Here is a 24,683-nt window from a genome sequence, read left to right as displayed (position 1 = left end):
CGTCGAGCGCTACTTCTGCAAACTCAAGCACTTCCGCCGTGTCGCCACGCGCTTCGACAAGCTCGCCAGGAACTTCCTTGCCGCCGTGCTCCTCGCCTCAACTCGACTCTGGCTCAGAGCTTATGAGTCCACGACCTAGTTCGGAGCGACTGCGACCTGAGGGGCGCCAGGCCCCGAGCCGCTCAGCACCGCAGCATCGCCCCTGGCCACCGTCTGATAGAGGCAGGGGTTGGGCATCCCGTTCTTGATGGTCCGCTGGTAAGCCTCGGCCACCTCCACCCGGACATGCACCAGTCCGTTGGCGCCCAGGGAGGACGCCTTCTGGCTCAGCCGGGCGAGCGCGGCCGAGCGCGCATCGGTGGCGTCCGTCCGGCATTCCCGCACCCGGACCTGACTGATGACCCGATCCACCGGCGGCGAGGCGGAGGCGACCTCATAGACGGGGAGGCTGCCGGCCTGCGCGGCGCTCGCTCCGAGCGGTGCGGTGACGCTGAACAGGGCAGCAATGGCGGCGCACGGCCGCATATAGAAACGCACGACCTATTTCCTTCTGGCTTGCGGAACGCCCTCGAATTTCGGGGTTCGCTTGTAACCCCATAATGGGTAACAGATACCCATATTGCAACATTTCGAAGCCGAGCTTCCGCCGCGTCGACGTGTTTGGTGCGGTTCATTAACATATTGAAATAACAGAAAAAATTGTACGACATTTATGGCATCCTTACGATGAACCCCCAAAGCCCTCATTGTTCCTTGATGGGGCGTGAACCTATCTAGCGAACACCAAAATGGGCTGAGTAATTTGGTGGCGCCTGAGCGCTCGCGGACTTCATCGCCGCAGGGCTGAGGAGACCAAGTTCAAGGGATTGGGTCCCGATCGGATGGATCAGGAAGGCGCTGGGGGATGCCCGCCCCCGGCTCAACCAACGTCGCCGGTGTCTTCGGCGGCGCAAATGCAAAGGCGTGAATCTCCATGTTGAAACTGAAGGACGAGCCGAGGTCGCGGGCGAAGATCGGCCGCGGCTATCGCGGCGCGACCAGCCTGGTCGCCTTGGCCACGGGGCTTGCTGCGGGCGCCGTTGCGCATGCCGCCTGGGCGGATCCGGCCACGCCGACCAGCGCCGGCTCCGCGGCCGTCGTCGCGGAGGCGGCCCCCGCGGCCACATCGCACGCCGTCGACTCCGACGCCGCCATGCCGTCGACCTACACGGTCGATGCGGTGAACATCGCGATCGGCTCCAATCCGCTGGAACGCTTCATCAAATACTACGCCGCCGAATGGGGTCAGGCCGCGCCCCCGGCGGATCCGAACGCGCCGTCCGCAACGCGGCCGGGTTGGACGCCCCCGCCGCAAAGCGCCCCGCCCATGCCGTTCACCGACTGGCCCTACGGGGCCGCCACCCTCCTCGGCAACAACCGCACCGCCTCCGTCGACAGCCCGCTGATGGTGGCCATCGCGCCTACAGGCCTCGGCAAGGCCATGGCGAACGCGGGCATCCAGGCCTACGGCTGGGTGGACGTCGGCGGCAACCTCAGCACCAGCACCCGCAAGTTCGGCAACGCGCCCGCGGCCTACGACTTCAATCCGAACAAAATCCAACTGGACCAAGCGGTGATCTATGTGGAGCGGACGCCTGACACCGTTCAAACCGATCACGTCGATTGGGGCTTCAGGGTCTCGGCCATCTACGGGACCGACTATCGCTACACAACGTCCTATGGTCTCGCGAGCTACCAGTTGCTCAAGAAAAACAACACGGCGGGCTATGACTTCCCGATGATCTATGGGGAGCTCTACTTTCCCCAGGTCGCCGACGGCTTGATGCTTCGGGTCGGGCGATTCATCTCCGTGCCGGACATCGAGGCGCAACTCGCGCCGAACAACTACATGTACTCGCACTCCATGGCTTACACCTTCGACAACTACACCAACGAAGGAATCCAGGGGACGCTGGCGGTCAACAAGAACGTCATGCTGCAACTCGGAGTGAATGTCGGCACCGAGTCGACGCTCTGGCACGTCGGCAAGAAGATCCCGAACCCGGATCCCAATCCGCTGTTTCCCGAGAGCACGATGCTGAAAGATCCGGGCGCGACGCCTTCGGTGACCGCCTGCGCCCGCTTGCAGAGCGACTCAGGACACGACGCCGCCTATTTCTGCGCCGACGCGATCAACAAAGCCGTCTGGGGATACAATAATCTGCAATGGTATGGGTTCACCTACTACCATAAATTCAACGACAAGTTCCACGTGTCCTTCGAGGCTTACAACACCTTCGAAGACAAAGTGCCGAACCTCAACAATCCAACGGCGGCTGCCGCCATCGCCAACGGCGGCACGCCCTTCTCGCCGCAATATGTCCCGTTCAACGCCCCCGGCGGGGCGCTCTGCAAGAGCGCGACACCCCTGACCTGCCGGTCGAACACCTATGCGGTGCTCGCCTATTGGAACTACCAGCCGACCCCCCGCGACAACATCTCGCTGCGGACGGAGTGGTTCGACGACACGGTCGGGCAGCGCACCGGGACGGCGGCCGTCTACGAAGATCTCGGGATCGGCCTGCAGCATTGGCTGAGCCCGCAGATCGAGCTGCGGCCCGAGGTCACCTACTACTGGGCGAGCAAGGCGGCGTTCAACGGCGACGCGTTCGCGGGCATCCCGGCGAACAAGAAGACCGAGGCCGTGCTCTCCGGGGACATCATTTTCCACTTCTAGTCCCGCCGCAGCCTTCCTCCGCCCACGGCCTCGCCGCGGGCGGACCTGCGGCCCGGTGGGCTTCGCCGCCAAGCGCGAGGCCGCCGGGCGATCCGAAAGGACGTCGCGGCCAGGGCGAAGACGGGCGAACGGAGGAACCATGCGCGTGGATGGACGGCGGCGGAACAGCCGCCCCGGCGGCGATCTGCTCCGCGAGCGGATCCTTGGCGTTGCGACGGAGATCGTGCGCCGGGACGGCCTTTCCGCCCTCACCCTGCCGGCGATCGGCCGCGTCCTGCACATGCGCCCGGAGACGATCCAACGCTTTGTCCGCGACCTCGACGAGGTCCGCGACGTGGTCACGGCCAGCGCCCAGGCCGAGCTGGCCGAACTGGTGGACGGCGCCATCGGCGGCCGGCGCGGCCGTCCGGCGCTCGAGGCCCTGTTCGAATCCCAGCGGCTCTACGCCCAGGCGCAGCCCGGCATGTACGAGGCCGCCCTGCTGCGTCCGCCCGGCGCGAGAGGGGCCGGCGTGTCGGAGCAGGACGCCCTGACCCGGGCGGAGTGCGCGGCCCTGCGCGCGTGCGGCGTGTCCGAGGCCCACGCGGAGGGGCTGGCCTGGTGCTGCCGCGCCGCGGTTCATGGCGCCATCAGCCTCGAGGCGAGCGACCGACGCAGCCGCCAGCAGCAGATCGACGAGAATTTCGATCGTCTGGTGAGCATCCTGGACGCGGCGGCGCGGTCGACGGCGCAAGGCGCCGCGGGCCCGCCGCCGTGGGTCGTTTCCGAGGCGCGGGCGCCTGGCCGGAACTAGGGCGGGCCGCCCCGGATCGCCAAATCCGCCGGCCAATCCGGGCAAGGTCGCCCGCGCAAGGATGCGCGCGCGCCGGGGGTGTGCGCCCTAGTCATGTCGGCAGTCGTCTGCAAGATGTCCGTGCGACTCGACGACGGTTGCCCGGCTAGGTGTGGAATGGACGACCCCAACGCAGACATCGCGGTGCTCGCGCGCCTTGAGCTGTATTTTGCAATTCGTCAGTTCACGCGGACAACCCGCCGGTTCGCCGAGATCTTCTCCTACGACTACGAGATGGTGATGATCTTCTTCGTCGTGGTGGAAGCCTGTTTCCAGGCCATCCTGAATCTCGGAGGCGCCTCGTCGGATCGGGAAGCGATCGAGCAAATCTACCTCGATTCCGCCACCATCGGCGTCTCGGTCTTCGGCATTGCAGATGCGTCGGGCATTCCGCGCGAGACCGTGCGCCGCAAGGTCAAGGCCTTGACCGATCTCGGCTATCTGGCGGTCTCCGAGAAGAGCAAGAACATCTACATTCCGATATCCGCCTTCTTCGACCTGAACATCTTCGACGCCTTCCGGCTCTACGTCGCCGACATCGACCAGTTCGTTCGAACCCTGCAGTTCTACGGCAAGGACGCGCGGTGACGCCTGGCGTGCGGATGTCTCTTGCGGCGCGGGCGCGAAGGCTCCCGCCACCCCGGTGTCACCGCGGAGGCCGCTCCTTTTGGACGCCCTGACCGCCTTCGGCCTCTTCGCCGTGACCGCAATGCTGGTCTGCTACGCCCTGGACGCGCGCTCCCACTGGTGGGGCCTGGGTTTCGCGGGGGCGTGCCTGCTGGGCTCAGCCTACGGCTTCATGCAGGGCGCATGGCCCTTCGGCCTGGTTGAAGGGATCTGGTCGGCCATCGCCCTGCGGCGATGGTGGAAGGGTCGGGCGTCGACCTGACGACGGCGATGCGGCCGTCGCGAAAGCCGCGCCGCCGGCGCCTCCAGCGCAGTCGACCCGATGGCGATCTCCTGGCGCCGAGCCGCCCTTGGCCGGCAGAGGCCGGTGCTTGACCTTAAACTCAGCTTTAACGTTAGGCCCGGCTGGACATCCTCCCGGAACCGCCGCCATGAGCCTCTTCGATCCCCTGGTGCTGCCGAATGGCGCCGTCCTTCCCAACCGCCTCGCCAAGGCGGCGATGGAAGAGAGCATGAGCGATTCCGAGCACCTGCCGTCCCCGGCGCTGCACAGGCTGTACCGGGCGTGGGCCGAAGGCGGCGCAGGCTTGCTGCTGAGCGGCAACGTGATGATCGACCGGCGGGCCCTCACCGGCCCCGGCGGCGTCGTCCTCGAATCCGACCACGGCCTCGACAGATTCCGGGAATGGGCGCGGATCGGGCGCAGCGGCGGCGCGCATTTCTGGCTGCAGATCAATCATCCCGGCCGTCAGGCGCCGGCGAGCCTCGGGCAGCAGACGGTCGCCCCGTCGGCGGTGCCGCTGAAGATGGGCGTCCTGTCGCGGATGTTTCCGATTCCCTGGGAAATGACCGAGGTGGAGATCGCCGACGTGGTGCGCCGGTTCGCGACGGCTGCGGCCCTGGCGGAGCGGGCCGGCTTCACCGGCGTGCAGGTGCACGCGGCTCACGGCTACCTGCTGAGCCAGTTCCTGTCGCCGCTGACCAATCGCCGGACCGACCGATGGGGCGGCCCTCTGGAGAATCGCGCACGGCTGTTGACGAGCATCATCGAGGCCGTGCGCGCCGAGGTGCGTCCGCAGTTCTGCGTGTCGGTCAAGCTCAACTCCGCCGATTTCCAGCGCGGAGGGTTCGACACGGCGGATGCGTTCGGCGTCCTTGAGATGCTCAACGATCTGCCGGTGGACCTCGTGGAAATCTCCGGCGGCAGCTACGAAGCGCCGGCGATGCAGGGGGACGCGCGCGATGGCCGCACGCTCGCGCGAGAGGCCTATTTTCTCGAGTTCGCCGAGGAGATGCTCGCCGGCGCCCGCATGCCGCTGATGGTGACCGGAGGCATCCGCAGGCGAGCGGTCGCCGAGCGGGTCGTCGCGAGCGGCGTCTCGGTCGCCGGGATGGCGTCCGCCCTGGCCCTGGAGCCCGCGCTGCCGGCGCTGTGGCGGCGGGGCAGGGATGTGGAGGCGAAGCTCCGGCCGATCGCCTGGGGCCACAAGCTCCTGGCGGCGAGGGCCTATATGGCCAGCATCAAGTATCAGATGGGCGCGATAAGCCGCGGACGGCCCACGAGGCCGGACGTTTCGCCCCTCCTGGCCTTCGTCATCGAGCAGATCGAGGCGGGCCGCCGCGCCGGCGAATACCGCAAATGGATCGATGCGCGCGAACAGGCGGCGGATGTCGGGTCGCTGGCTTGATCAGGCCGCTCGCGGGGCTTGGGAGGCTGCCATCCTATTCCGCGCCGGGGTCATCACTGGCGCAAGGCCTCCAGCACCTGCTCGGCGTTGTCCGCGCAAGAGAGTTCGGGCGGAACCTCTTCGGTCCGCCTGATGATGCACAGGAGCTTGGCCTTGTTCTCCCGCAACCGCCTCTGAAGCTGGTCGATCTCCACGACCTTCTGCCGGAGCGTCGCGAGAAACGCCGGGGTGTCCCAGACCCCGAGGCCGTCCTGCGGCAAGAGGTGGCGGATCTCGCCCAGCGAGAATCCGCCCTTTTGCGCGATCGTGATGATTTCCAGAATCTGCAAGGTTTCGGGCCGGTATTCGCGATAGCCGTTGGTCCGTCGCTCGACCTTGGAGATCAGCCCTTGCGCTTCGTAGAACCGGATCTTTGACGGGGCCAGACCGCTGTGTTGCGACAATTCACCGATCTTCAAAACTCGGCTCCTTTCCGCCCATTGACCTTCAAGTTTACTTTAAGGTTATGACGGGGCCTGCCCCTCGCAGGGACGCCCTTCTGCACCGATGTCGCCATCGTGGACCTCCAGGTCCCGGCTCGCCCATGGCGTCGCTGGCAGGATCGCGCCGCCGGCAGGCGAGGCCGCTGAGCAAGATCGGGAATATCTATGACGGACACGCGTTTCGGTAAAGCGGCGCGGCTCGAATTCGGGCCGATCTGGTTCGCAGGCGCCGGCTGGCGACCCGCGGGCCCGCCGTCCGCCGGGCCGCGCCAGGAGCGCAGGCCGGCCGCGGGGCCGCCGCTGCTCCAGCCCCGCGCCCCGGAAGGCGCGCCGCCGCCTCTGAGGCTCGCGGATCCGGGCTCCGCCGTCGAGGGAAAGGTTTTCGTCGTCGACGCCGACGCTTCGGCCCGGGAGGCCGTCGAGGCGCTGGTCCGCGCGGCCGGCGCGCGCGCGGTCGGCTATGCTTCGGCCGAAGCCCTTGTCGGCGCGTCGGCCGAAGCGGGCCCCTGTTGCCTGGTTCTCGAACTGACGCCGCCAGACCTCGGCGGACTGGATGTCCAGCGGCGGATCGCCCGCGAGCGGCCCGACATGCCCGTGATCTTCATCAGCGACGGCCTGGACCTGCGTGACGCCGTCGAGGCCATGAAGCGCGGCGCCATCGAGCTGCTGTCCAAGCCGGTGGACGGCGACGCCCTGCTGGCGGCGGTGCGGCGCGGCCTCGAGACCAGCCGCGAGGTCCTGGCCGAGACGGCGGAGATGCGGGCCCTGCAGGCGCGCTACGCCTCGCTCACCCCGCGCGAACGCGAGGTCATGGGGCTCGTGGTCAAGGGCCTCATGAACAAGCAGGTGGCCGGTCAGCTCGGCGTCAGCGAGGTCATGGTGAAGGTGCATAGAGGCAAGATCATGCGCAAGATGCAGGTCCGGACGCTGGCCGGCCTCGTGCTCATGTCGGTGCGGCTGCAGGAGAAGCCTTCAAAAGCGTAGAGCGCGCCGGACGGCGGGTGAGGCTGCGCGCCTGCGCCTCCTTTGCCGAGGTCGGGGCCAATTCGACGGCCGTAATACTCTGAGGAAGGATCGGAAGGCACGTATTCAGGTCGCGTCCTGACGCCGAGTTTCTAATTAACGCAATGTGAACAATCTGAACGTTCGCAAATATATTTGAAATTGATACAGATATTACTATAATTCATGGAACATAAAGCCGATGGTTGCATTGTGGTTTAGGTCAGCCGCTAGGAAATCTTTCGATCTCTGAAGGCGACCACCGGTAAAACTTCATGATGAAACTGCCCCTCCTCACGATCGCCTTGCTGGCGGTCGGCCAGGGCGCGCTCGCCCAGCCTGTCGGTGGCGGGAGCCAGCTTCAGCAGATTCCGCCGGCCCCGGCGCAGCCGAAGTCTATCCCGGACATCCGCATCGAGCGAGGCTCGCCGCCCAAGCGATCGCCCCCCGTGGGGCCCAAGATCCTGGTGCAAACCCTGCATGTGACCGGCCAGACCCGGTTCACGGAGGCCGAGTTGATCGCCGCCGCGAATTTCCGGCCAGGGACCGAGTTGGATCTCGCCGGCCTGCGGGCGATGGCGGCGAGGATTTCGGACTTCTACAACCGGCGCGGATATTTCGTGGCCCAGGCTTACCTGCCGGCGCAGGACATCCACGACGGGGCGGTCACCATCGCGGTGGTCGAGGGCCACTACGGCAAGGTGGCGCTCGCCAATCAGGCCCGGGTTTCGAGTGGCCTGGCGCGAAGCATCCTGGCCGGCCTCGACACCGGCGACATCGTCACGACCGCCCCGCTGGAGCGCCGGTTGCTGTTGCTCTCCGATCTGCCTGGCGTGACGGTGAAATCCACGCTCAGACCAGGCGAGACGGAAGGGACTTCCGACCTGCTCGTCGATCTGACGCCGGGCCGGCGGATCACCGGCAGTCTGGAAGCCGACAACGCCGGCAACCGGTACACCGGCGAGTACCGGGGCGGCGGCACGGTGAATTTCAACGAGGTCACCGGTCACGGGGATGTGGCCAGCCTGCGTCTCCTCACCGCGGGCTCGGGCCTCAACTACGTGCGCGGCGCCTACCAAGCCCAGATCCAGGACGCCACCGTGGGCGTGGCCTACGCCCATCTGGACTACCGGCTCGGGCGGGAATTCGCGCCGCTCCATGCGCGCGGCACGGTGGACATCGCCAGCGTCTACGGCAGCTATCCGCTGATACGGTCGTACGACACCAACCTCTACGCCCTGGCGGACTTCGACGTCCGGACCCTGAAGGACCGGGTGGGCGCCACCTCCGCCGTGAGCGACAGGTCGGCAAAGGTGATGAGCGTCGGCCTGTCGGGGGACCATCACGACCGCCTCTGGGGCGGCGGATGGAATTCCTACCTGGTCAACGCGTCGTTCGGCGACCTGGACATCAGGACGCCGGCGGTGCGGGCCATCGACGCGGCCACGGCTCGCGCCAACGGCTCCTATCAGAAACTCTCTTTCGAAGGCGCGCGCCTGCAGGAGCTCAGCGGGCCGTTCTCGCTGTATGGCGAGGTTCGCGGGCAACTGGCGTCCAAGAACCTCGACTCCTCGGAGAAGATGGAACTCGGAGGCGCCTATGGCGTCCGGGCCTATCCGGAAGGCGAGGCTTACGGCGACCAGGGCTACATCCTCACGGCGGAGGCCCGCATGCGGCTCGCCAAGCCCTCGGAGTGGACCGGCGGGCAGATGCAGGCGGCGGTCTTCGTGGACACCGGCTCGGTCACGCTGAACAAGTCCGCTTGGGTGGCCGGTCCCAATGACCGCACCTTGAGCGCGGTGGGCGTGGGCCTCACCTGGTCGGACGCCCACAACCTGGTCGTGAAAGCCTCCTACGCCACGAAGCTCGGCAATGAACGGGCCACTTCGGCCCCCGATCGCTCCGGGCGCGTCTGGGTCCAGATCTCGAAATTCTTCTGATGGCGGCGTCAGCACGCACCGCAGTCTCGCCTTCAGTTACAAGGATCCGTCCCATGGACATCTCCATCCGCGCCTGCGGCTCTCGCCCCCGCGGAGCGGCCCGCTCGCGGCTTGCCGCGTCGTCTGCCCTAGCCGGCTCGCTGGCCCTCATGCTGGTTTCCAGCGCCCACGCCCTGCCGTCAGCGGGCGTGGTGGCCGCCGGGCAGGCGACCATCACCGCGGGCCCCGGCGCCTTGACGATCAACCAGTCGAGCCAGAACGCGGTGCTCAACTGGCAGAGCTTCAGTATCGGACAGGGCGAGACGGTTCGCTTCGTGCAACCCGACGCCAGTTCGGTGGCGCTCAATCGGGTGCTGGGCTCCGATCCCTCCGCCATCCTCGGCAAGCTGTCGGCCAACGGACAGGTATTCCTCGTCAATCCCAACGGCGTGCTGTTTGGAACGGGCGCCCAGGTGAACGTCGGCGGCCTTGTCGCCTCGACGCTGCAGATCCAGGACGCGGACTTCATGTCCGGTCGGTACCGGTTTTCCGACGCGGGTCCGGGCTCCGTGGTCAACCAGGGCGCGATCACCGCCGACGGCGGCTCGGTGGTCCTTCTGGGCGGCAAAGTCAGCAACCAGGGCGTCATTTCGGCCCGGCTGGGCGCGGTGTCACTGGCCGCCGGCGCCGCCATGACGCTGGACGTGGCGGGCGACGGCCTGCTGAACGTGACCGTCGATACAGGCGCGGTAGGCGCCCTGGCCGAGAACGGCGGACTGATCCGCGCGGACGGGGGCAGGGTCATGCTGACCGCGCGCTCGGCCGGCGCGCTTCTGCGGACGGCGGTCAACAACACCGGCGTGATCGAGGCCCGCACGCTGGAGAGCCGCAATGGCGTGATCAGCCTTCTGGGCGACCCGCAAAGCGGCGCGGTGAACGTCAGCGGGACCCTCGACGCCAGCGCGCCGCAGGGAGGCAATGGGGGCTTCATCGAAACCTCCGCCGCCAGCGTGAACATCGCCGATGGGGCGAACATCACCACCGCGGCCTCCGCCGGGGTCACGGGCACATGGCTGATCGATCCCCAGGACTTCACCATCGGCGCGGGCGGCAACATCTCCGGCGCGACCCTCTCGGCCCAGCTTGTGACCAACAGCGTCACCATCAGCACCTCGACCGGCCCGGACGCCACCGTGGCGGGGACGCCGCCGGTGACCACCCTGCACACCGCAAGTCCCGGTAACGGCGACATCAACGTGAACGAGGCCGTCAGTTGGACGGCCACGCCCAGCACCACCACCCTGAGGCTGATCGCGAACCGGGACGTGAACGTGAACAAGGCGGTCACGGCCACCAACGGCAATTTCGTGATCTGTTGCGGACGCGATGCCAACCTCAATGCGGCCGTCACCACGACCAACGGCAGCTTCCTGGTGAGCGCCGGACACAACGTCACCCTGGCGGCCGTCGCGGCGATCACGGTGACCGACGGCAACGTCACCATCTGCGCCGGCCACGACATCGGCATCCTCGGCGCCGTGACCCTGACCCGCGGCAGCAGCATTCCTGCCCAGAGCCTCGGGCTGACGCTCGGCATGTTGCTCGTCGCCGGCTATGACGGAACCGGTCCGGGGGTTGGCGGCGGCACGCTGGTCTTCGGGGCAGGGGCCCCGCCGGTCACCGTCACCGGACCGAACGCGCCGGTCACCATCAACTACAATCCGCCGTCCTATTCCGCCCCGGCGGACTATCTGCCCAAGTTCACCTTGACCCTCGGCGCCGCGCTTACCCAGCACATGCTGCTGTTCCCCGCAGCCAACAAGAGCTTCGACGGCGGCGACACGGCCACGCTCGCGGGCTTCAACACGACGGCGGGCAGCGGCCTGCCAGTCGGCGTAACCCTGATTTCCGGACCGGGCGCCACCGCGGTCTTCGATACGGCCGGCCCCGGATCGAACATTGGCGTCACCTACAGCGGCTACAGCCTGGGCGGACCCAATGCGGCGCAATACGCCCTGGCGGTCGCGTGCTGCACTCCGGTGCTCAGGACCACAGGCACGATTTCGGCGCTTCCGACCCCGCCGACGCCCCCGCCGACGCCCACGCCCACGCCAGCGCCGACACCCACGCCGACCCCCACGCCGGTGCCGACGCCCACTCCCATTCCCACCCCGACTCCCGTTCCCGTTCCCGTTCCCGTTCCCGTCCCGACTCCGGTTCCCACCCCGACTCCGGTTCCGACACCCATTCCGGTTCCGACACCCGTTCCCGTTCCGACACCCGTTCCCGTTCCGGTTCCGGCGCCAGCTCCGACCCCCAGCGTCGCGCCGATCGCGCCGCCGCAGGTCTCGTCCTTGCCGGTCGTGGTCGCCGGGACGCCGGCGGTCTTCACCCTGGCGGTGCTGGGCGGCGGTGTGCGGATGCCGCTCATCCGCGTGGCCGAGACGCAGCCCGCGCCGATGGTCGTGACGCCGGCGGCGCCCGCGCCGGTGGCCGAGGTCCGAGCGCCCGCGCCAGTTGCCTACGTGGCCCCCGTCCACCCCCGCAAACAGGACCGGAACTAGGCCGGCGAAGTTCGGAGTTCGAAATGCGTCGTTCCGCGATAGCGAGGCTGAAGGCCGTGGCGCTTTGCCTCGCGGTGATGGGCGCGGGCCGGGCGGACGCCACGCCGTCGCCAGGCCACCGCGCGGCGGTCCACGCGAGGACGCCTTCGACGGACACCCGGCAATTCGCGGCCTGGGTGATCGCGTCGGGCGACAGCGGTGGTTTGCCCTTTGTCGTCATCGACAAGCGGAACGCCGAGGTCTCGGTCTTCTACCCGGATGGGCGGCTTCGAGGCGTGACGCCGGCGCTCCTGGGGCTGGCCCGAGGCGACGAGTCCGTGCCCGGCATCGGCCAACGCAAACTTGCGAGCATACGCCCCGAGGAGCGCACCACCCCGGCGGGCCGCTTTGTCGCCTCGCTGGGCAACGACCTCGGCCAGAAGAACGTCCTGTGGGTGGACTATGACGCCGCCATTTCCCTGCATCGGGTGGTGACCAGCAAGCCCAAGGAGCGGCGCCTGCAGCGTCTGGCGACGGCCTCTACGCGAGACAACCGCATTTCCTATGGCTGCATCAATGTCCCGACGGCCTTCTATGACACCGTGGTCGAGCCGAGTTTCACCGGCGCCAACGGGATCGTCTACATCCTGCCGGAGGTCCGTTCGCTCCGCGCGGTGTTCCCGACCTATGACGCCGACATGTGAGGCGGCGACCCTCGCGTTCGCTCCGCGATGGGGCGGCTGGGGCGAGCCCGGAGGCTCTCGGTGAAGGACCGCTTGGCGGCGCTCAACTGCGCGGCAGGTCCGCCGTCGTCCATCCGCCGCCCAGGTTCTCGACCAGCAGCACGCTGGCGTTCAGGCGGTTCTCGATCACGATCAGAACATTGAGGGAAGTGGCCAGCAGGCTGGCCTGGGCGGCGATCACGGTGGTGTAGTCGACGGTCCCTTCGCGGTATTCATCGAGGTCAAGCTTGACCGTCTGCTGGGCCGCCTGCTCGGTGAGCAGCAGCGTCGCCTGCTCCTGCTGGTAGATGCGCAGGGCCGCCAGTTCGTCCTCGACGCCCTGGAAGGCCGTAAGCACCGTCTGCCTGTAGGCGGCGACGTTCTGGTCGTAGGCGGCCCTGGCCGCGCGGACCTGGGCCCGGCGAAGCCCGAAGTCCAGGAGGGTCTCGGCCCCGTCGGCGCCGAAGGACCACAGGGTGCTGGACGCCTTGAACAGTTGGCCAAGGCTGCTGGCCGCCGACCCGTAGTCGCCCGACAGCGTCACGTTCGGGAAGTAGGACGCCACCGCCACGCCGATCAGCGCGTTGCCCGACGCCATCCGGCGTTCCGCCGCGGCGATATCGGGGCGCCGTTCGAGCAGGGTCGAAGGGACCGCGAGCGGCGGCGTCGGCACCTCGCGGCGGAAGGGGGTCGGCGCGATCGTCAGGTCCGCGGGCGCGACGCCGACCAGGATCGCGATGGCGTGCTCCATCTGGGCGCGCGTCACGCCGACCGCGGTCTGCGCGGCCTGGGCGCCATAGAGCTGGGCCTCCGCCGTCAGCACCGCCGATTGCGGCTGGGTGCCCTCGCGCACCTGGTCCTGGGTGAGCTTCAGGAGCCGCTGATAGCCGGCGACGGTGTCGCCATAGAGCCGCGTCTCCTCGTCCAGCACGCGGAGCAGGAAGTAGTCCTGGGCGAGGGCGGCCTGGGCGGAAAGCCTGGCGTTGGCCAGATCGGCGGCGCTGGCCTGGGCGAGGGCCTTGTTGCTCTCCACCGTCCGCCGGATGCGGCCCCACAGATCGGGGACCCAGGTGGCGTCCAGCGCCGCCTCGTAGCTCCTCGTGGCGCGTGTTCCGCCGCTGGCGACGCCGCCGGCCGTGGTCGCGGTGGTCGCGGCCGCGCCCTTGGACTGGCCCGCCTGGGCGACGGCGCCGATGGTCGGGAAGTAGGACGCCCGCGCCTCGGCGACGATTTCGTGGGCCTGGCGGTAGGCGGCCTCGAACTGCTTGACGGTCTGGTTGGAGACCGCGACCCGCCGCTCCAGCGCGTCCAGCTCCGGGTCGTTGAACATCGACCACCACGCGCCCTTGTCGAGCGCGTCGACCGGATGGCTGGGGGTCCAGCCCTCGGCCTCCTTGAAGGCGGCCGAGACGGGGGCGGACGGCCGGTGGTAGTTCGGCCCGACCGCGCAACCGCCGAGCGCCACCGCCAGGACGGCGGCCCTCCAGGGGCTGGTGACGCCGCGGGTCATGGCCGGCCGGCCTCCGGCTCCGGACCGCCGGGCGAGCCGGATTGGGCTTCCGGCTCCGTGGTCTTCCGATCCGGGGTCCGCCGCCAGTTCCGGAGCTTGTCGAGGTAGATGTAGATCACCGGGGTCGTGAACAGGGTGAGCACCTGGGAGACCAGGAGGCCGCCGACGATGGCGTAGCCGAGCGGCTGGCGGAACTCCGACCCCGTCCCCTTCATCAGGATCATCGGGACGCCGCTGAGGGCGGCGCAGGCGGTGGTCATCAGGATCGGCCGGAAGCGTTGGCGGGACGCCTCGCGCGCGGCCTCCTCGGCGGTGAGGTCCCTGTCGCGCTCGAGCCGCAGGGCGACGTCGACGATCATGATGCCGTTCTTCTTCACGATGCCGATCAGCAGGATGATGGCGATGATGCCGATCACATTGAGGTCCTGGCCGGCCAGCTTGAGCGCCAGCAACGCGCCGAGCCCCGCGGAGGGCAGGGTGGAGAGAATGGTCAGGGGGTGGACAAAGCTCTCGTAGAGCACCCCCAGGATCACATAGACGGCGATCAGCGCCGCGAGGATCAGGATCGGCTCGCTGGAGAGGGATTGCTGGAAGGCCTGGGCGGTGCCCTGGAACGCCCCGTTCAGGGTCGCCGGCGCGCCAAGCTTGTCACGGGCGGCCGCGATCGCCTGGGTCGCCTGGCTGAGCGAGGCGCCGGGCGACAGGTTGAAACTCAGTGTGGCCGAAGGGAACTCGCTCTGGTGGTTGACGGTGAGGCTGTTGGTTCCGAGCGGATCGACCTTCACGAACTGCGACAGCGGCACCGTCTTTCCGGTGGTCGGCGAGAGCACATAGACGGTGTTGAACAGGTCCGGCGTCGCCTGCAGGTCGGGCGGCCCTTCGACGACGACGTGGTAGCTGTTCTGCTGGGTGAAATACTGCGTGACCTCGGCCTGGCCGATCAGTTCGTAGATGGCCGTGTCCACATCGGTGGGCGCCAGTCCGAAGCGGGCGGCGGCCTGCCGGTCGATGGTGAGGTTGACGGCCCGGCCGTTGGATTGCTGGTCGGAACTCACGTCCTTCAGCACCGGCAGGGTCTTCAACTGGGCCAGCATCCTGGGCGCCCAGGCGTTGAGTTCGGCGAGGTTGGAATCCGAAAGGGTGTACTGGTACTGCGCCTGGCCGGCGCGGCCTCCGATGTTGATGTCCTGCGCCGCCTGCAGGAAGGCCTGGACGCCGATCAGGTCGGCGAGCTTGGGGCGCAGGCGGGCGATGATCTGGTCCGCATTGACCGTGCGCCCGCTGGTCTTGGGCTGGAGCGCGATGAACAGGTTCGCCTGGTTCACCCCGCCGTTGCCGACGAACATGCCCACGCCGGTCACCGCGGGATCCGCCGCCACCGTGCTGCCCACCGCCTGGATCTTGTCCTTGGCCTTGGTGAAGGAGGAATCCTGCGACGTCAGCATGACGCCGGTCAGGAAGCCGGTGTCCTGCTGCGGGAAGAAGCCGGTCTTGGCGGTGGCGTAGAAATAGCCGGCGAGGGCCATCGTGCCGGCGAAGACCAGCAGGGTGAGGAGCTTGTGCTCGAGAACCCCGTCGAGCGCCCGGCTGTAGCGCGCCTCCAGCCATCTGAACCCGTGCTCAAGGCCGCGGATGACGGGGTTCTCCGACTCCTTCGGCCGCTTGAGGAACTGGCTGCAAAACATCGGCGTCACGGTCAGCGTCAGCACCATCGAGATCACCACGGCGGCGCTGAGTGTGACGGCGAACTCGCGCATCAGGAGGCCCACCACGCCGCCCATGAACATCAGGGGCGTGAAGACCGCGACCAGCGAAATGGAGATCGACAGGATGGTGAAGCTGACTTCGGCGGAGCCCTTCATGGCCGCCTCTAGCGGCCCTTCGCCCTTTTCCAGGTGCTGCCAGATCACCTCCACCATGACGATGGCGTCGTCGACGACGAAGCCGACGGCGATGCTCAGGGCCATCAGCGACAGGTTGTCGAGGCTGTACTTGGCCGGCAGCATGAAGGCCGCGGCGCCCAGCAGGGCCAGGGGGATGATCGCGCTTGGGATCAGGGTGGCGCGGACGTTCAGCAGGAACAGGTAGATGACGATCACCACCAGCGCGACGGTGATCACCAGGGTGGTCTCGACGTCCTTGACCGCGGCGCGGATGGTCTGGGTGCGGTCCATGAGGACATGCACCTTGATCCCCGGCGGAATGTTGGCCTCCAGCTTGGGGAGCTGTTTGCGGATGTCGTCGACCGTGGTGATCACGTTCGCGCCGGGCGCCTTGAAGATCACCAGCATGATCGCCTGGCCGGCGGGGAGGGACCGATCGGTGTTCGCCTTGCCGGGGAAGACGAAGGCGCCGACCTGGTTGTTCTCCACGCTCTGCGAGATCGTACCGACGTCCCTGAGCTGGACGGGCGCGCCGTTGCTGTAGCCGACGACGATGTCGTTCCACGGCGTGGCGTCCAGGATCTGGTCGTTGGCGTAGACCGTGAGGTTCTGATTGGCGCCGGTGATCGCGCCCTTGGGCGCATTGGTGGTGGCCGAGGTGATCTTGGCCCGGACCGCGTCCATCTGCAGGCCGCGTGCGGCGACCTTGCGCGGATCGAGCTGGATGCGCACCGCCGGCTTCTGCTGCCCGCCGATGTTGACGAGGCCGACGCCGTTGATCGAGGAAATCTGCTGGGAAAAGATCACGTCGGCGTAGTTGTCGACCTGATCGAGCGGCAGGGTGTCGGAGGTCAGCGCCAGGATCATGATCGGCGCGTCGGCCGGGTTGACCTGACGGATGGTGGGCTGCGCCGGCAGGTTGGTCGGGAGCTGGGCGCTGGCCGCGTTGATCGCCGCCTGGACCTGCTGGAACTCGGACGTGAGGCTCTGGCCGAGCTGGAACTGGATGGTGACGTTGGTTGACCCGAGCGAGCTGGCCGAGGTCATCTGGCTGATCCCGGGGATCAGCGAGAACTGGCGCTCGAGCGGCGTGGCGACGTTGGACGCCATCGTCTCGGGGCTGGCGCCGGGCAGGCTGGCGCTGACCTGCAGCGTCGGGAAGTCCACGTTCGGCAGGGCGGACACCGGCAGGATGAAGAAGGCCACGATGCCCACCAGCAGCACCGCCGCGGCCATCAGGGTGGTGGCCACGGGCCGTCTGATAAAGGGCGCGGAGAGGTTCAAGGGCCAGGACTCCCGGCCGGGGCAAGGTGCGCCACGCGCACCAGGGAGCCGTTGCTCAGCACCATCTGCCCGTCGGTGACGATGACGTCTCCGGCCTTGACGCCGGACTTGACCACCGCCACCGCGCCCTGGACGGCGACGAGGGCGATCGGGCGCATGGTCGCCTTGTTGTCAGCGCCGACCAGGAAGACGAACTGGCCGTTCGGCCCGCGGTTGACCGCCGAGAGCGGGATGACGATGGCGCTGGGCAGGTCCTGAACGCCCAGGCTCACATTGACGAACTGGCCCGGCCAAAGCCGCTTGCCGGGATTCGCGAAGCGGGCCTTCAGCTCCACCGTGCCGGTGCCCTGGTCGACGCGGTTGTCGGCGGCGCTGAGCACGCCGGTGTCCAGGACCTCGCCCGTCTCCTGGCTTGACGCCCGCACGGGGAGCGGCCGGCTGAACCCGCCCGAGGCGTCAATCAGCCGCCGGAATTCGCCCTCGGGCACGGAGAAGGTGACGGCGATAGGCTGCACCTGGTTGACGACGACGATGCCCGCGCCGCCGCTGGAACCGGTGTTCGAGGACGGGCCTGTGGACGCCGAGGAGCTCGATCCGGCCGAGGATCCCGTCGGCGCGGCGGAGCTGGCGGCCGAGGAGGTGTTGGCGACGCTGCTGACGGACCCGTTTGCGCTGACGAGGTTGCCGGGGTCGACGAGGCGCACGCCGGCCCGCCCGTTGATCGGCGACAGGATGCGGCAGAACTCGAGGTTGAGCTTGGCCGCCGCAACGGCGCCGCGGTCGAATTCCACGGCGCCCTCGTCCTGGCCGACGATCGCCTCCTCGTCTTCGAGCTGCTGGCGCGAGGCGCCGCCTTCGGCCTGCAGATTCTGGTAGCGGACCAGGTCCCGGCGCGCGCCGGCCAGGGCGGCTTCGTCGCGCTTGAGCGTACCCTCGGCCTGCGCCAGCACGGCCTGGTAGGGGCGCGGGTCGACCTCGGCCAGAACCTGTCCGGCCTTGACCTCGCTGCCCTCCTTGAAGTTGACGCGGATCAGCTTGCCGCTGACCTGGGCGAAGATCATGTCGCTGGTCCAGGCCTGGGCGGCGCCCAGGGCGGTGACGGCGAGCTGGAAATCCTGAGCCTGCGCCCTGACGGCGCTCACCGGGATCGGATGCGGCGGCGGCGGCTTCTGCGGCGGCTTGCGCAGGATCGCCCAGGCGGCGAGGGCGATCGCCAGGGCGCCGAGGCCCGCCAGCACGAAGTTGCGTCGCCGACGGTGGGCAGGCTCGGTGCGGGTCATCCTAGGCGCGCCCGGCCGTCCCGGCCGCGAGGCGTCCTCGGAGCGCTGGCGGCCTTGGCGGCGGCGCGCAGGGCGAATTTCCGACGGACACGACAGCGGACAGGAGCTCGCGCACGCGCTACCTCATGGTCTTCGCTCCCGATGTACTTTCAGTATTCACCCATTTTTTCGCATTTTTGTCCACCGGACTACGGCAGCCGAACGGCTCAGACACGCTGGCGAAACATAGGGGCCGGCGCGGCGGCCGCGCCTCAGTTCCCGCCTTCTTCCTTCACCTGCCCGCGCGCGCCCTCGACCGCCTTGCCTTCCTTTTCGGCCTGGCGGGCCCCGGCGAGGATGCCGGTCATGGCGTAATTGCCCTCATGGCAGGCGTATTCGTAGATCTTGTCCTTGGTGAAGTTCAGCGCCTCTTCGCCCTTCACAGGCGCCGCGAAGGCGAGGGGATCGACCACCTCGAACTGGTAGAGGATCTGCTGGGGCGAGACGCGGGTGAAGCGTTCGACCACCTTCATGTTCTCCTGCGGCCCGCGCAGCCCCTGTTCACGCCGCAGGTTGGTGGTCTCCACCACCAGGGTGTCGCCCTCCCAGCGGCCGATGGAATCGCCCATCCAGGTGCGGACCTCCGCCGGCGGGTGGGCGCCGCCGATGCGGATGATGCGGGCGTCGTGGACCATCTCGACCAGGACCACGACCGCGTCCCTGGTCTGCTGGATCTGATAGTGGTTGTTGTAGAGCACCGGCAGCATGGGCGGGCCGGAGGTGCCGCCGAAGCCCACGATGCATCGCTCGCCGAGCGCGCGGCGCTCCGGGCCGTCGAAATTGCCGCCGAGCTGGGTGCGGGCGCGGCCCGCGGCGGCGGCCGGCGCGGTGGGCAGGCGGCCGTTGGCCGGCGCGGTGAGGATCGAGGTCCGCGCCTCGCCGCCGATGCGGATCAGCCGCGTCCCCGGGTCGGTCCAGAAGGCGTTGTAGCCGCAGGCCGGTCCCTGCGCCCCGCTCTGGCATTCCGGCAGGTCGTCGACCTTTTTGATCGAGGTGTCGGTGTTGGCGCGCAGGCGGGCGTTGCGTTTGTCGCTGGCGCCCTCGATGGCGTCGGCTTCCGCCGGCGTCAGCGCCAGCCGCTCGCCATATTTCGGGTCGCGCTCCAGGCGGGTGATGGTGGCGTTGCTCCAGACGCCGGAAAGGTCGGGTTGGCCGAAGGCGTTGCGCGGGGCCTTGTAGCCCTTGGCGACGACGGCGGGATCGGTCTGGGCGGCGGCGGGGAGCGCCGCGGAACCCGCGAGCGCCACCGTCGCCAGGGCGATCACCAGAAGCCGGCTGTCCATCTCGTTCCATCCTCCCGAAGCCGCCGTTCTCGCGACGGCGTGCGTTCCGGCCAGGGGAGGCCGCCCAGGCGCGCGCGTCAAGTCCGTGGGCGCCGGCGCCTACCGCCTGTGCGGAGCGGGTCGAGTCCGCGGCCGCCTTCATGTAGAGGTCACGCTCGCCCGTCGCGGGCCGAATTGGGAGTGCGCCGCCTCGCCGGAACACCGGGTCTTCTTTGCACTTCAGCCGGACGCCGAGGCGGCCGCGCGAATCGCCGGCCTGGCCGAGGATCTGCGCCGCCGGCATGGGCTGAAAGGGCGCCCGACGCCGGCGCCGCGCCTGCATCTGTCGCTAAACTTCGTCGGGACCTTCCGTGGGCCGCCGACCCGGGCGGTGATGGAGAAGGCCGCCACGCTCGCTGACAAGGTCTCGGCGGCGCCGTTCCGGGTGACGCTGAACCAGGTGCAGAGCTGGAAGGGCGACCCGCACCCGCTGGTCTTGCTGGGCGACGAAGGCGTGATCGGCGTCGAGCTGCTGCACGGGGCGCTCCACAGGGCGCTGGCGGCCGGAACCATGGCCCCGCGCCGCCAGCCGGAGTTCTGGCCGCATGTCAGCCTGCTCCGGGACAAGGCCGAGGCGCCGCGGCAATTCGTCGAGCCGGTGAGCTGGATGGTGCGGGAGTTCGTCCTGCTGGACAGCGTCCAGGGCGAGGGCCGGCATGAGGTCCTGGGGCGCTGGCCGCTGTTGAAGCAAGCGTGACTGTAAACCATGCCGCCCCGCTGCTAGCCTCTGCCACCGCTTCATAGAGGGCGGGGCAATGTCTAGGGGCGAAACATGATCCTCGGACTGTCGGTCGGGGCGTTCACCACGCTCCATGTCATCATCAGCATCATCGCCATCCTGTCGGGCGTGGTCGTGCTTCTGGCCATGGACGCCAACCGGCGCCTGCCGGCGCTGACGGCGCTCTTCCTGGTCACCACGGTGCTCACCAGCCTGGGCGGCTTCTTCTTCCATTCGAAGATGATCGGGCCGCCGCATATCGTCGGCGTGATCTCGCTGGTCGACCTGGCGATCGCGCTCTGGGCGCTCTACCAGGGCAGGCTCGCGGGCGTCTGGCGGCCGGTCTATGTGGTCACCGCGACCGTCGCGCTCTACCTGAACTTCTTCGTCCTGGTGGTGCAGGCCTTCGACAAGGTCGCGGCGCTGCACGCGCTGGCGCCCACCGGCAAGGAGCCGCCGTTCGCCGCGGCTCAAGGGCTGACCTTGGTGGTGTTTGTGATCCTGGGGTATCTGGCCGTGCGGAAGTACCGCCCAACGAGCTGATCCCCGGGGAGCGCATGACGACGACGATCTACGGCATCAAGGCCTGCGACACGATGCAGAAGGCCCGGGCCTGGCTGGCCGATCACGGCGTCGACCATGGGTTTCACGACTACAAGACCGCGGGCGTCGAGCGCGCCCGGCTGGAAGGCTGGGCCAAGGCGGTGGGCTGGGAGGTGCTGCTCAACCGCTCGGGCACGACCTTCCGCAAGCTGCCGGAGGCCGACAAGGTCGACCTGCACGAGGCCAAGGCCATCGGCCTGATGCTGGCCCAGCCGTCGATGATCAGGCGGCCGGTGCTGGAGACCGGCGGCGGCGACCTGATCGTCGGGTTCAAGCCGGAGATCTACGCCGCGCGTCTGGGCGAGTTGCGCGCGGCGCGACGTGGCGCTACCTAGCCGTCCTCACCTGGGGGCCTGAGAGCCGTGATTACAATCCGTCGTTTGAGGAAGTAGGCCGGCCGGGCGCATCGCCCGCCAGCGCCTGCTGACCGTCCGCCTACGCCCTCCTACCGAGATGTTGGGCGCGAGGCGGCGCACACTCTTCCGCACGGATTTCTGATGCCCAAATCGCAAGACCCGCGCGCGGCTGCGCGCCAACCCACGCCCTATTCGGACCTGAACGCCGTCCTCGCCTGCCTGGTGGAGGGCGCGCAGCGCCTGCTGGGCGACAACTTCGTCGGCGCCTACCTGCAGGGTTCGTTCGCCGTCGGCGACGCCACCGAGTTCAGCGACTGCGACTTCATCGTCGTGACCGCTCGCGACCTGACGCCGGACGAACTGCCGCCCCTGCAGGCCCTGCACGCGGCGATCCACGAGCTGCCCTACGCCTATTGGCGGACCGGGCTGGAGGGCTCCTACGTCCCGGCGCCGATCCTGCGGCGCTGGGCGACGGAGCCGCGCGACCCGCCGGGCGAGGCGAGGGGCCTCGATTGGCGCGACCCCGGCCTGTCCGGCGCGCCGCCCCGCGCCTATCCCTTCTGGTACCTGGATCACGGCGCCAAGGCCCTGGTCCGTTCCGAGCACGACAACAGCCAGGTGGTGCGCTGGTCCTTGCGGGAGAGGGGCGTGACCTTGGCCGGGCCGCCACCGCGCGAACTGGTCGCGCCCGTGCCGCCGGCGGCGCTTCGGGCGGAGATCCGCCACACCCTGGACCTGGCGCTGAAGCTGAACCTGGAGCCGATGGGGCTGGTCGCCTGGCAGGCTTTCTGGGTGGGGCTGTTCTGCCGGATGCTGCACACGCTTGCGACCGGCGCGGTGTGGTCGAAGACGGCCAGCATGGCCTGGGCGGCGGGCGCGCTCGACCCGGGCTGGCGAGGGCTCATCGAGCGGGCCGCGACGGTGCGCAAGGGCGACGCCGCCCAGGCGGGACAACCGGCCTATCCGGCCGAGGTCGAGGCCACCCGCGCCTTCGCCCTCTACGCCCGCGACCACGCCGACAAGGCCGACCGGGCGCGGGAGATCCTGGAGCGCAAGCTCGCCGAGAAACGGTCCGCGCCCGGAGGATTCCGGCCCGTCCGGCCCGGCGGCCACAACGGCGGCGCCGGCCGTCCAGGCGGCGGCCAGTTCACGCCCAGGCCCGTGCGGCCCGGCAGCCGCCGGGGCCGTGGCTGACGCGCGGGTAAGGGGCTAGGCTCGGCCCTGCATCCGATCGGGGAATCGGCGGCGACTAGGGGGCAAAGGGTGGTCCGCATAGGGTTTGGGCCGCCGCATGGATCAAGGAGCGCAAGCTCATGGAAGACTTCTTCCGCAGCTATTGGTGGCTGCTCTTTCCGATCGGCGCCTTCGTGTTCGGCGCCTGGGACCGTTGGTTGGCCTACAAGCGCAGCCGCGACCACCTGGACCTGCTGAAGCACTACGCCGCGCAGGGCAAGGAGCCGCCGCCCGAACTGGTGCGCGGGGTCGGGGACGACATGAGCGGCGAGGCGCCGGGGGCCTATCCGCCCGGCGGCCCCTACGGGCCCTACGGCTACGGCGGCTATTGGGGCGGACCCCGCCACATGCGGCGCATGTACCGCAACTACTACCGCTGGGGCCCCTATTGGCAGTGGCGCAGCGTGTTCGTGACCGGCGCGGTGGCGGCGGGCTTCTGGTTCGCCTCGGAGTGGTCCGACTGGCCGGGGACCTACGGGCCGTTCCGGCTCGTGGCGATCATCCTGACCATCGTGGCCTGCGGCAACCTGGTCTTCGCGCTTCTCGGCTCCAACTTCCGGAACAAATGAGTTCGCCCTGATGAGCCCGGCGAGCCTCGACGAAGCGCTGGTCGCCGCCGCCCAGGGCGGATCGGCCGAAGCCTTCTCGCGGCTGGTCGAGCGCCACCAGCAGGCCGTGCGCGCCTTCCTGCGCCGCGCCTGCGGCGACTGGGCGGCCGCCGACGACCTGGCGCAGGAAACCTTCCTGGCCGCCTGGTCGCGGATCGGGCGGCTGAAGGCCGGCGCCAGCGTCAGGGCCTGGCTGTGCGGCATCGGCTACAACAAGCACCTTACGGCGGTCCGTTCCGCCAGCCGCGAGCGGGCGCGGGCGCAGGCCTATGAGGGCGACCGGGACGCGACCGTCGACGCCCTGCCGGAAGACAAGCTGGCCCTGGAGCGGGCGATGGCGGAGTTGCCGGCGGAACAACGGGCCTGCGTGGCGCTTTGCCTGGCGGCCGATTTCAGCCACGCCGAGGCGGCGGAAGCGCTCGACATGCCGCTGGGAACCGTGAAAAGCCATGTATCGCGAGGCCGCGCGCGGCTCTTGCAAGCGTTGGGAGTATGCGATGACGCAAGCTGACGATCGTCTGAAGGCCTTGTTCGCGCTGGACGAACCGGCGGCCCGCGACGCGGCCTTCTCCACCGCGGTGATGGAGCAGGTCATGCGCCAGCGCTTCCGCGAGGACGTGGCGATGCTGTCGGGGGTCAGCGTCGTCGGCGCGGGCGCGCTGTGGCTGGTGTGGCCGACGCTGCAGGCCGCGCTGGTGACGCTTTCTCAGGGGCTGGCGCCGGCGCTGGGCGCCATCGCGCTGGCGTTCTGCGCCGCCGTGATCCTCGGCGGACGCCCCGCGGCGACACTGGGCCTTGGATCATGACCAAGGTTTCACGTTACAGATTGCATCCGATGGCCGCGGCCTAGGTCTCTTTCCCAGCAGAGACAGGCCGGATCGGTCCGTCATGAGGGACAATAGAGAGACCTAAAATGGAAGCGATCTTCATCATCGGGATCATCTTCGGATCGATCTCTGCCGTCATTATCGTGCCCTTCTGGCTGCGTTCGCAGGAGCGGATGCGGGTTCAGGAAACCCTGCGGGCCGCCATCGAGAGCGGTCAGCCCATGCCCACCGAGGTCATGGAAAACGCCGCGCGCAACATCAACATCCGCCCGGTTCCCTCCGCGAGCCGCGACCTGCGCACCGGCATCATCTGGCTGGGCGTCGGCCTGGGCTTCGTGGCCATGGGCATAGCGCTCGGCTACGAGGAGCCGGAATCCACCATCCCCATGATCGCCGTTGCGGCGTTCCCCGTGTTCATCGGCCTGGCGTTCATCGCGCTCGCCCTGATCAACCGCACCAAGAGCTAGGCGCTGACTTAGCCGGGGGAGC

Annotated in this window: 23 protein-coding genes and 1 pseudogene; 18 read left to right on the top strand and 6 right to left on the bottom strand. The window is 68.6% G+C overall.

All coding sequences use genetic code 11. The features are described from left to right. Nucleotides 1–139 (top strand): annotated as a pseudogene (locus tag VNW53_RS10255) (IS5/IS1182 family transposase); the annotation flags it as partial. On the opposite strand, the gene VNW53_RS10250 reads toward VNW53_RS10255, so the two are convergent. Beyond that, nucleotides 136–537, bottom strand: a complete 402-nt coding sequence (locus VNW53_RS10250) for a heavy metal-binding domain-containing protein (protein ID WP_325555499.1) — start codon at nucleotides 535–537, stop codon at nucleotides 136–138. The pseudogene VNW53_RS10255 and the gene VNW53_RS10250 sit on opposite strands and share 4 nt — an antisense overlap. A 436-nt stretch (nucleotides 538–973) precedes the next feature. On the opposite strand from VNW53_RS10250, the gene VNW53_RS10245 reads away from it, so the two are divergent. The 5 genes from VNW53_RS10245 to VNW53_RS10225 all read left to right on the top strand — a co-directional run bounded on the left by VNW53_RS10245 (nucleotide 974) and on the right by VNW53_RS10225 (nucleotide 5,863). After that, the gene (locus tag VNW53_RS10245; RefSeq protein WP_325555497.1) at nucleotides 974–2,716 is read left to right on the top strand and encodes an outer membrane beta-barrel protein; all 1,743 of its coding nucleotides are present in this window, start codon (nucleotides 974–976) and stop codon (nucleotides 2,714–2,716) included. A 139-nt stretch (nucleotides 2,717–2,855) separates the two neighbouring features. Continuing rightward, a complete protein-coding gene (locus VNW53_RS10240; RefSeq protein ID WP_325555496.1) occupies nucleotides 2,856–3,509 on the top strand; it encodes a TetR-like C-terminal domain-containing protein in 654 nt (217 codons plus the stop codon). A gap of 156 nt (nucleotides 3,510–3,665) precedes the next feature. After that, on the top strand, nucleotides 3,666–4,136 hold the full coding sequence (locus VNW53_RS10235; RefSeq protein WP_325555494.1) for a hypothetical protein: 471 nt from the start codon (nucleotides 3,666–3,668) through the stop codon (nucleotides 4,134–4,136). A gap of 79 nt (nucleotides 4,137–4,215) precedes the next feature. After that, nucleotides 4,216–4,437 (top strand): hypothetical protein, encoded by a 222-nt coding sequence (locus VNW53_RS10230; protein ID WP_325555493.1) that lies wholly within the window; start codon nucleotides 4,216–4,218, stop codon nucleotides 4,435–4,437. A 169-nt stretch (nucleotides 4,438–4,606) separates the two neighbouring features. Further along, the gene (locus VNW53_RS10225; protein WP_325555491.1) at nucleotides 4,607–5,863 is read left to right on the top strand and encodes an NADH:flavin oxidoreductase/NADH oxidase family protein; all 1,257 of its coding nucleotides are present in this window, start codon (nucleotides 4,607–4,609) and stop codon (nucleotides 5,861–5,863) included. Between the two features lie 53 nt (nucleotides 5,864–5,916). Here VNW53_RS10225 and VNW53_RS10220 read toward each other — a convergent pair whose 3' ends face one another. Beyond that, on the bottom strand, nucleotides 5,917–6,321 hold the full coding sequence (locus VNW53_RS10220; protein WP_325555490.1) for a MerR family transcriptional regulator: 405 nt from the start codon (nucleotides 6,319–6,321) through the stop codon (nucleotides 5,917–5,919). Nucleotides 6,322–6,510: 189 nt separating this feature from the next. Here VNW53_RS10220 and VNW53_RS10215 point away from each other — a divergent pair, with 189 nt between their 5' ends. The 4 genes from VNW53_RS10215 to VNW53_RS10200 all read left to right on the top strand — a co-directional run bounded on the left by VNW53_RS10215 (nucleotide 6,511) and on the right by VNW53_RS10200 (nucleotide 12,513). Next, a complete protein-coding gene (locus VNW53_RS10215; protein WP_325555489.1) occupies nucleotides 6,511–7,329 on the top strand; it encodes a response regulator transcription factor in 819 nt (272 codons plus the stop codon). A gap of 296 nt (nucleotides 7,330–7,625) precedes the next feature. Beyond that, nucleotides 7,626–9,287: a ShlB/FhaC/HecB family hemolysin secretion/activation protein gene (locus VNW53_RS10210; protein ID WP_325555488.1), complete on the top strand. Its 1,662-nt coding sequence runs from the start codon at nucleotides 7,626–7,628 to the stop codon at nucleotides 9,285–9,287. Nucleotides 9,288–9,436: 149 nt separating this feature from the next. After that, nucleotides 9,437–11,830, top strand: coding sequence for a filamentous hemagglutinin N-terminal domain-containing protein (locus VNW53_RS10205; RefSeq protein ID WP_325555487.1), 2,394 nt, complete (start codon nucleotides 9,437–9,439; stop codon nucleotides 11,828–11,830). Between the two features lie 23 nt (nucleotides 11,831–11,853). Then, nucleotides 11,854–12,513, top strand: coding sequence for a L,D-transpeptidase (locus tag VNW53_RS10200; RefSeq protein WP_325555486.1), 660 nt, complete (start codon nucleotides 11,854–11,856; stop codon nucleotides 12,511–12,513). An 82-nt stretch (nucleotides 12,514–12,595) separates the two neighbouring features. Here the strand turns inward: VNW53_RS10200 and VNW53_RS10195 are convergent, their stop codons facing one another. From VNW53_RS10195 to VNW53_RS10180, 4 genes are all read right to left on the bottom strand, one after another. Beyond that, nucleotides 12,596–14,041, bottom strand: a complete 1,446-nt coding sequence (locus tag VNW53_RS10195) for an efflux transporter outer membrane subunit (RefSeq protein ID WP_325555484.1) — start codon at nucleotides 14,039–14,041, stop codon at nucleotides 12,596–12,598. Next, nucleotides 14,038–17,208, bottom strand: coding sequence for an efflux RND transporter permease subunit (locus VNW53_RS10190; protein ID WP_325555483.1), 3,171 nt, complete (start codon nucleotides 17,206–17,208; stop codon nucleotides 14,038–14,040). Before VNW53_RS10190 ends, VNW53_RS10195 begins: the two co-directional genes overlap by 4 nt. Beyond that, a complete protein-coding gene (locus tag VNW53_RS10185) occupies nucleotides 17,205–18,488 on the bottom strand; it encodes an efflux RND transporter periplasmic adaptor subunit (RefSeq protein WP_325555482.1) in 1,284 nt (427 codons plus the stop codon). The genes VNW53_RS10190 and VNW53_RS10185 overlap by 4 nt, the downstream gene beginning before the upstream one ends. A gap of 251 nt (nucleotides 18,489–18,739) precedes the next feature. After that, complete coding sequence (locus tag VNW53_RS10180) at nucleotides 18,740–19,810, bottom strand: hypothetical protein (RefSeq protein ID WP_325555480.1); 1,071 nt, start codon at nucleotides 19,808–19,810, stop codon at nucleotides 18,740–18,742. 85 nt (nucleotides 19,811–19,895) lie between these two features. On the opposite strand from VNW53_RS10180, the gene VNW53_RS10175 reads away from it, so the two are divergent. The 8 genes from VNW53_RS10175 to VNW53_RS10140 all read left to right on the top strand — a co-directional run bounded on the left by VNW53_RS10175 (nucleotide 19,896) and on the right by VNW53_RS10140 (nucleotide 24,661). Then, entirely contained in the window at nucleotides 19,896–20,546 is a 651-nt protein-coding gene (locus tag VNW53_RS10175) for a 2'-5' RNA ligase family protein (RefSeq protein ID WP_325555479.1), read from the top strand. A 75-nt stretch (nucleotides 20,547–20,621) separates the two neighbouring features. Beyond that, entirely contained in the window at nucleotides 20,622–21,110 is a 489-nt protein-coding gene (locus VNW53_RS10170) for a hypothetical protein (protein ID WP_325555477.1), read from the top strand. A 14-nt stretch (nucleotides 21,111–21,124) separates the two neighbouring features. After that, nucleotides 21,125–21,505: an arsenate reductase gene (locus VNW53_RS10165; protein ID WP_325555475.1), complete on the top strand. Its 381-nt coding sequence runs from the start codon at nucleotides 21,125–21,127 to the stop codon at nucleotides 21,503–21,505. A gap of 162 nt (nucleotides 21,506–21,667) precedes the next feature. Then, nucleotides 21,668–22,720: a nucleotidyltransferase domain-containing protein gene (locus tag VNW53_RS10160; protein ID WP_325555473.1), complete on the top strand. Its 1,053-nt coding sequence runs from the start codon at nucleotides 21,668–21,670 to the stop codon at nucleotides 22,718–22,720. Between the two features lie 119 nt (nucleotides 22,721–22,839). After that, complete coding sequence (locus tag VNW53_RS10155) at nucleotides 22,840–23,328, top strand: hypothetical protein (protein ID WP_325555471.1); 489 nt, start codon at nucleotides 22,840–22,842, stop codon at nucleotides 23,326–23,328. A 10-nt stretch (nucleotides 23,329–23,338) separates the two neighbouring features. After that, nucleotides 23,339–23,878 (top strand): RNA polymerase sigma factor, encoded by a 540-nt coding sequence (locus VNW53_RS10150; protein WP_325555469.1) that lies wholly within the window; start codon nucleotides 23,339–23,341, stop codon nucleotides 23,876–23,878. After that, on the top strand, nucleotides 23,865–24,173 hold the full coding sequence (locus VNW53_RS10145; protein ID WP_325555468.1) for a hypothetical protein: 309 nt from the start codon (nucleotides 23,865–23,867) through the stop codon (nucleotides 24,171–24,173). Before VNW53_RS10150 ends, VNW53_RS10145 begins: the two co-directional genes overlap by 14 nt. 107 nt (nucleotides 24,174–24,280) lie before the next feature. Further along, nucleotides 24,281–24,661 (top strand): DUF6249 domain-containing protein, encoded by a 381-nt coding sequence (locus VNW53_RS10140; RefSeq protein WP_325555466.1) that lies wholly within the window; start codon nucleotides 24,281–24,283, stop codon nucleotides 24,659–24,661. Nucleotides 24,662–24,683: the final 22 nt, after the last annotated feature.

It is taken from the genome of Phenylobacterium sp. (assembly GCF_035569475.1).
Lineage (GTDB): Bacteria > Pseudomonadota > Alphaproteobacteria > Caulobacterales > Caulobacteraceae > Phenylobacterium.
The sequence above is the reverse complement of the archived record's forward strand: the minus strand, read 5'-3'. Positions and strand labels throughout refer to the sequence as shown.

Bases quoted from the DNA above. Each gene is read 5' to 3' on its own strand.
- VNW53_RS10155 (WP_325555471.1), top strand. From the start codon at position 22,840: ATGGAAGACTTCTTCCGCAGCTATTGGTGGCTGCTCTTTCCGATCGGC.
- VNW53_RS10240 (WP_325555496.1), top strand. From the start codon at position 2,856: ATGCGCGTGGATGGACGGCGGCGGAACAGCCGCCCCGGCGGCGATCTG.
- VNW53_RS10245 (WP_325555497.1), top strand. From the start codon at position 974: ATGTTGAAACTGAAGGACGAGCCGAGGTCGCGGGCGAAGATCGGCCGC.
- VNW53_RS10210 (WP_325555488.1), top strand. From the start codon at position 7,626: ATGAAACTGCCCCTCCTCACGATCGCCTTGCTGGCGGTCGGCCAGGGC.
- VNW53_RS10170 (WP_325555477.1), top strand. From the start codon at position 20,622: ATGATCCTCGGACTGTCGGTCGGGGCGTTCACCACGCTCCATGTCATC.
- VNW53_RS10225 (WP_325555491.1), top strand. From the start codon at position 4,607: ATGAGCCTCTTCGATCCCCTGGTGCTGCCGAATGGCGCCGTCCTTCCC.
- VNW53_RS10200 (WP_325555486.1), top strand. From the start codon at position 11,854: ATGCGTCGTTCCGCGATAGCGAGGCTGAAGGCCGTGGCGCTTTGCCTC.
- VNW53_RS10215 (WP_325555489.1), top strand. From the start codon at position 6,511: ATGACGGACACGCGTTTCGGTAAAGCGGCGCGGCTCGAATTCGGGCCG.
- VNW53_RS10195 (WP_325555484.1), bottom strand. From the start codon at position 14,041: ATGACCCGCGGCGTCACCAGCCCCTGGAGGGCCGCCGTCCTGGCGGTG.
- VNW53_RS10205 (WP_325555487.1), top strand. From the start codon at position 9,437: ATGCTGGTTTCCAGCGCCCACGCCCTGCCGTCAGCGGGCGTGGTGGCC.
- VNW53_RS10150 (WP_325555469.1), top strand. From the start codon at position 23,339: ATGAGCCCGGCGAGCCTCGACGAAGCGCTGGTCGCCGCCGCCCAGGGC.
- VNW53_RS10145 (WP_325555468.1), top strand. From the start codon at position 23,865: ATGACGCAAGCTGACGATCGTCTGAAGGCCTTGTTCGCGCTGGACGAA.
- VNW53_RS10140 (WP_325555466.1), top strand. From the start codon at position 24,281: ATGGAAGCGATCTTCATCATCGGGATCATCTTCGGATCGATCTCTGCC.
- VNW53_RS10235 (WP_325555494.1), top strand. From the start codon at position 3,666: ATGGACGACCCCAACGCAGACATCGCGGTGCTCGCGCGCCTTGAGCTG.
- VNW53_RS10180 (WP_325555480.1), bottom strand. From the start codon at position 19,810: ATGGACAGCCGGCTTCTGGTGATCGCCCTGGCGACGGTGGCGCTCGCG.
- VNW53_RS10160 (WP_325555473.1), top strand. From the start codon at position 21,668: ATGCCCAAATCGCAAGACCCGCGCGCGGCTGCGCGCCAACCCACGCCC.
- VNW53_RS10165 (WP_325555475.1), top strand. From the start codon at position 21,125: ATGACGACGACGATCTACGGCATCAAGGCCTGCGACACGATGCAGAAG.
- VNW53_RS10185 (WP_325555482.1), bottom strand. From the start codon at position 18,488: ATGACCCGCACCGAGCCTGCCCACCGTCGGCGACGCAACTTCGTGCTG.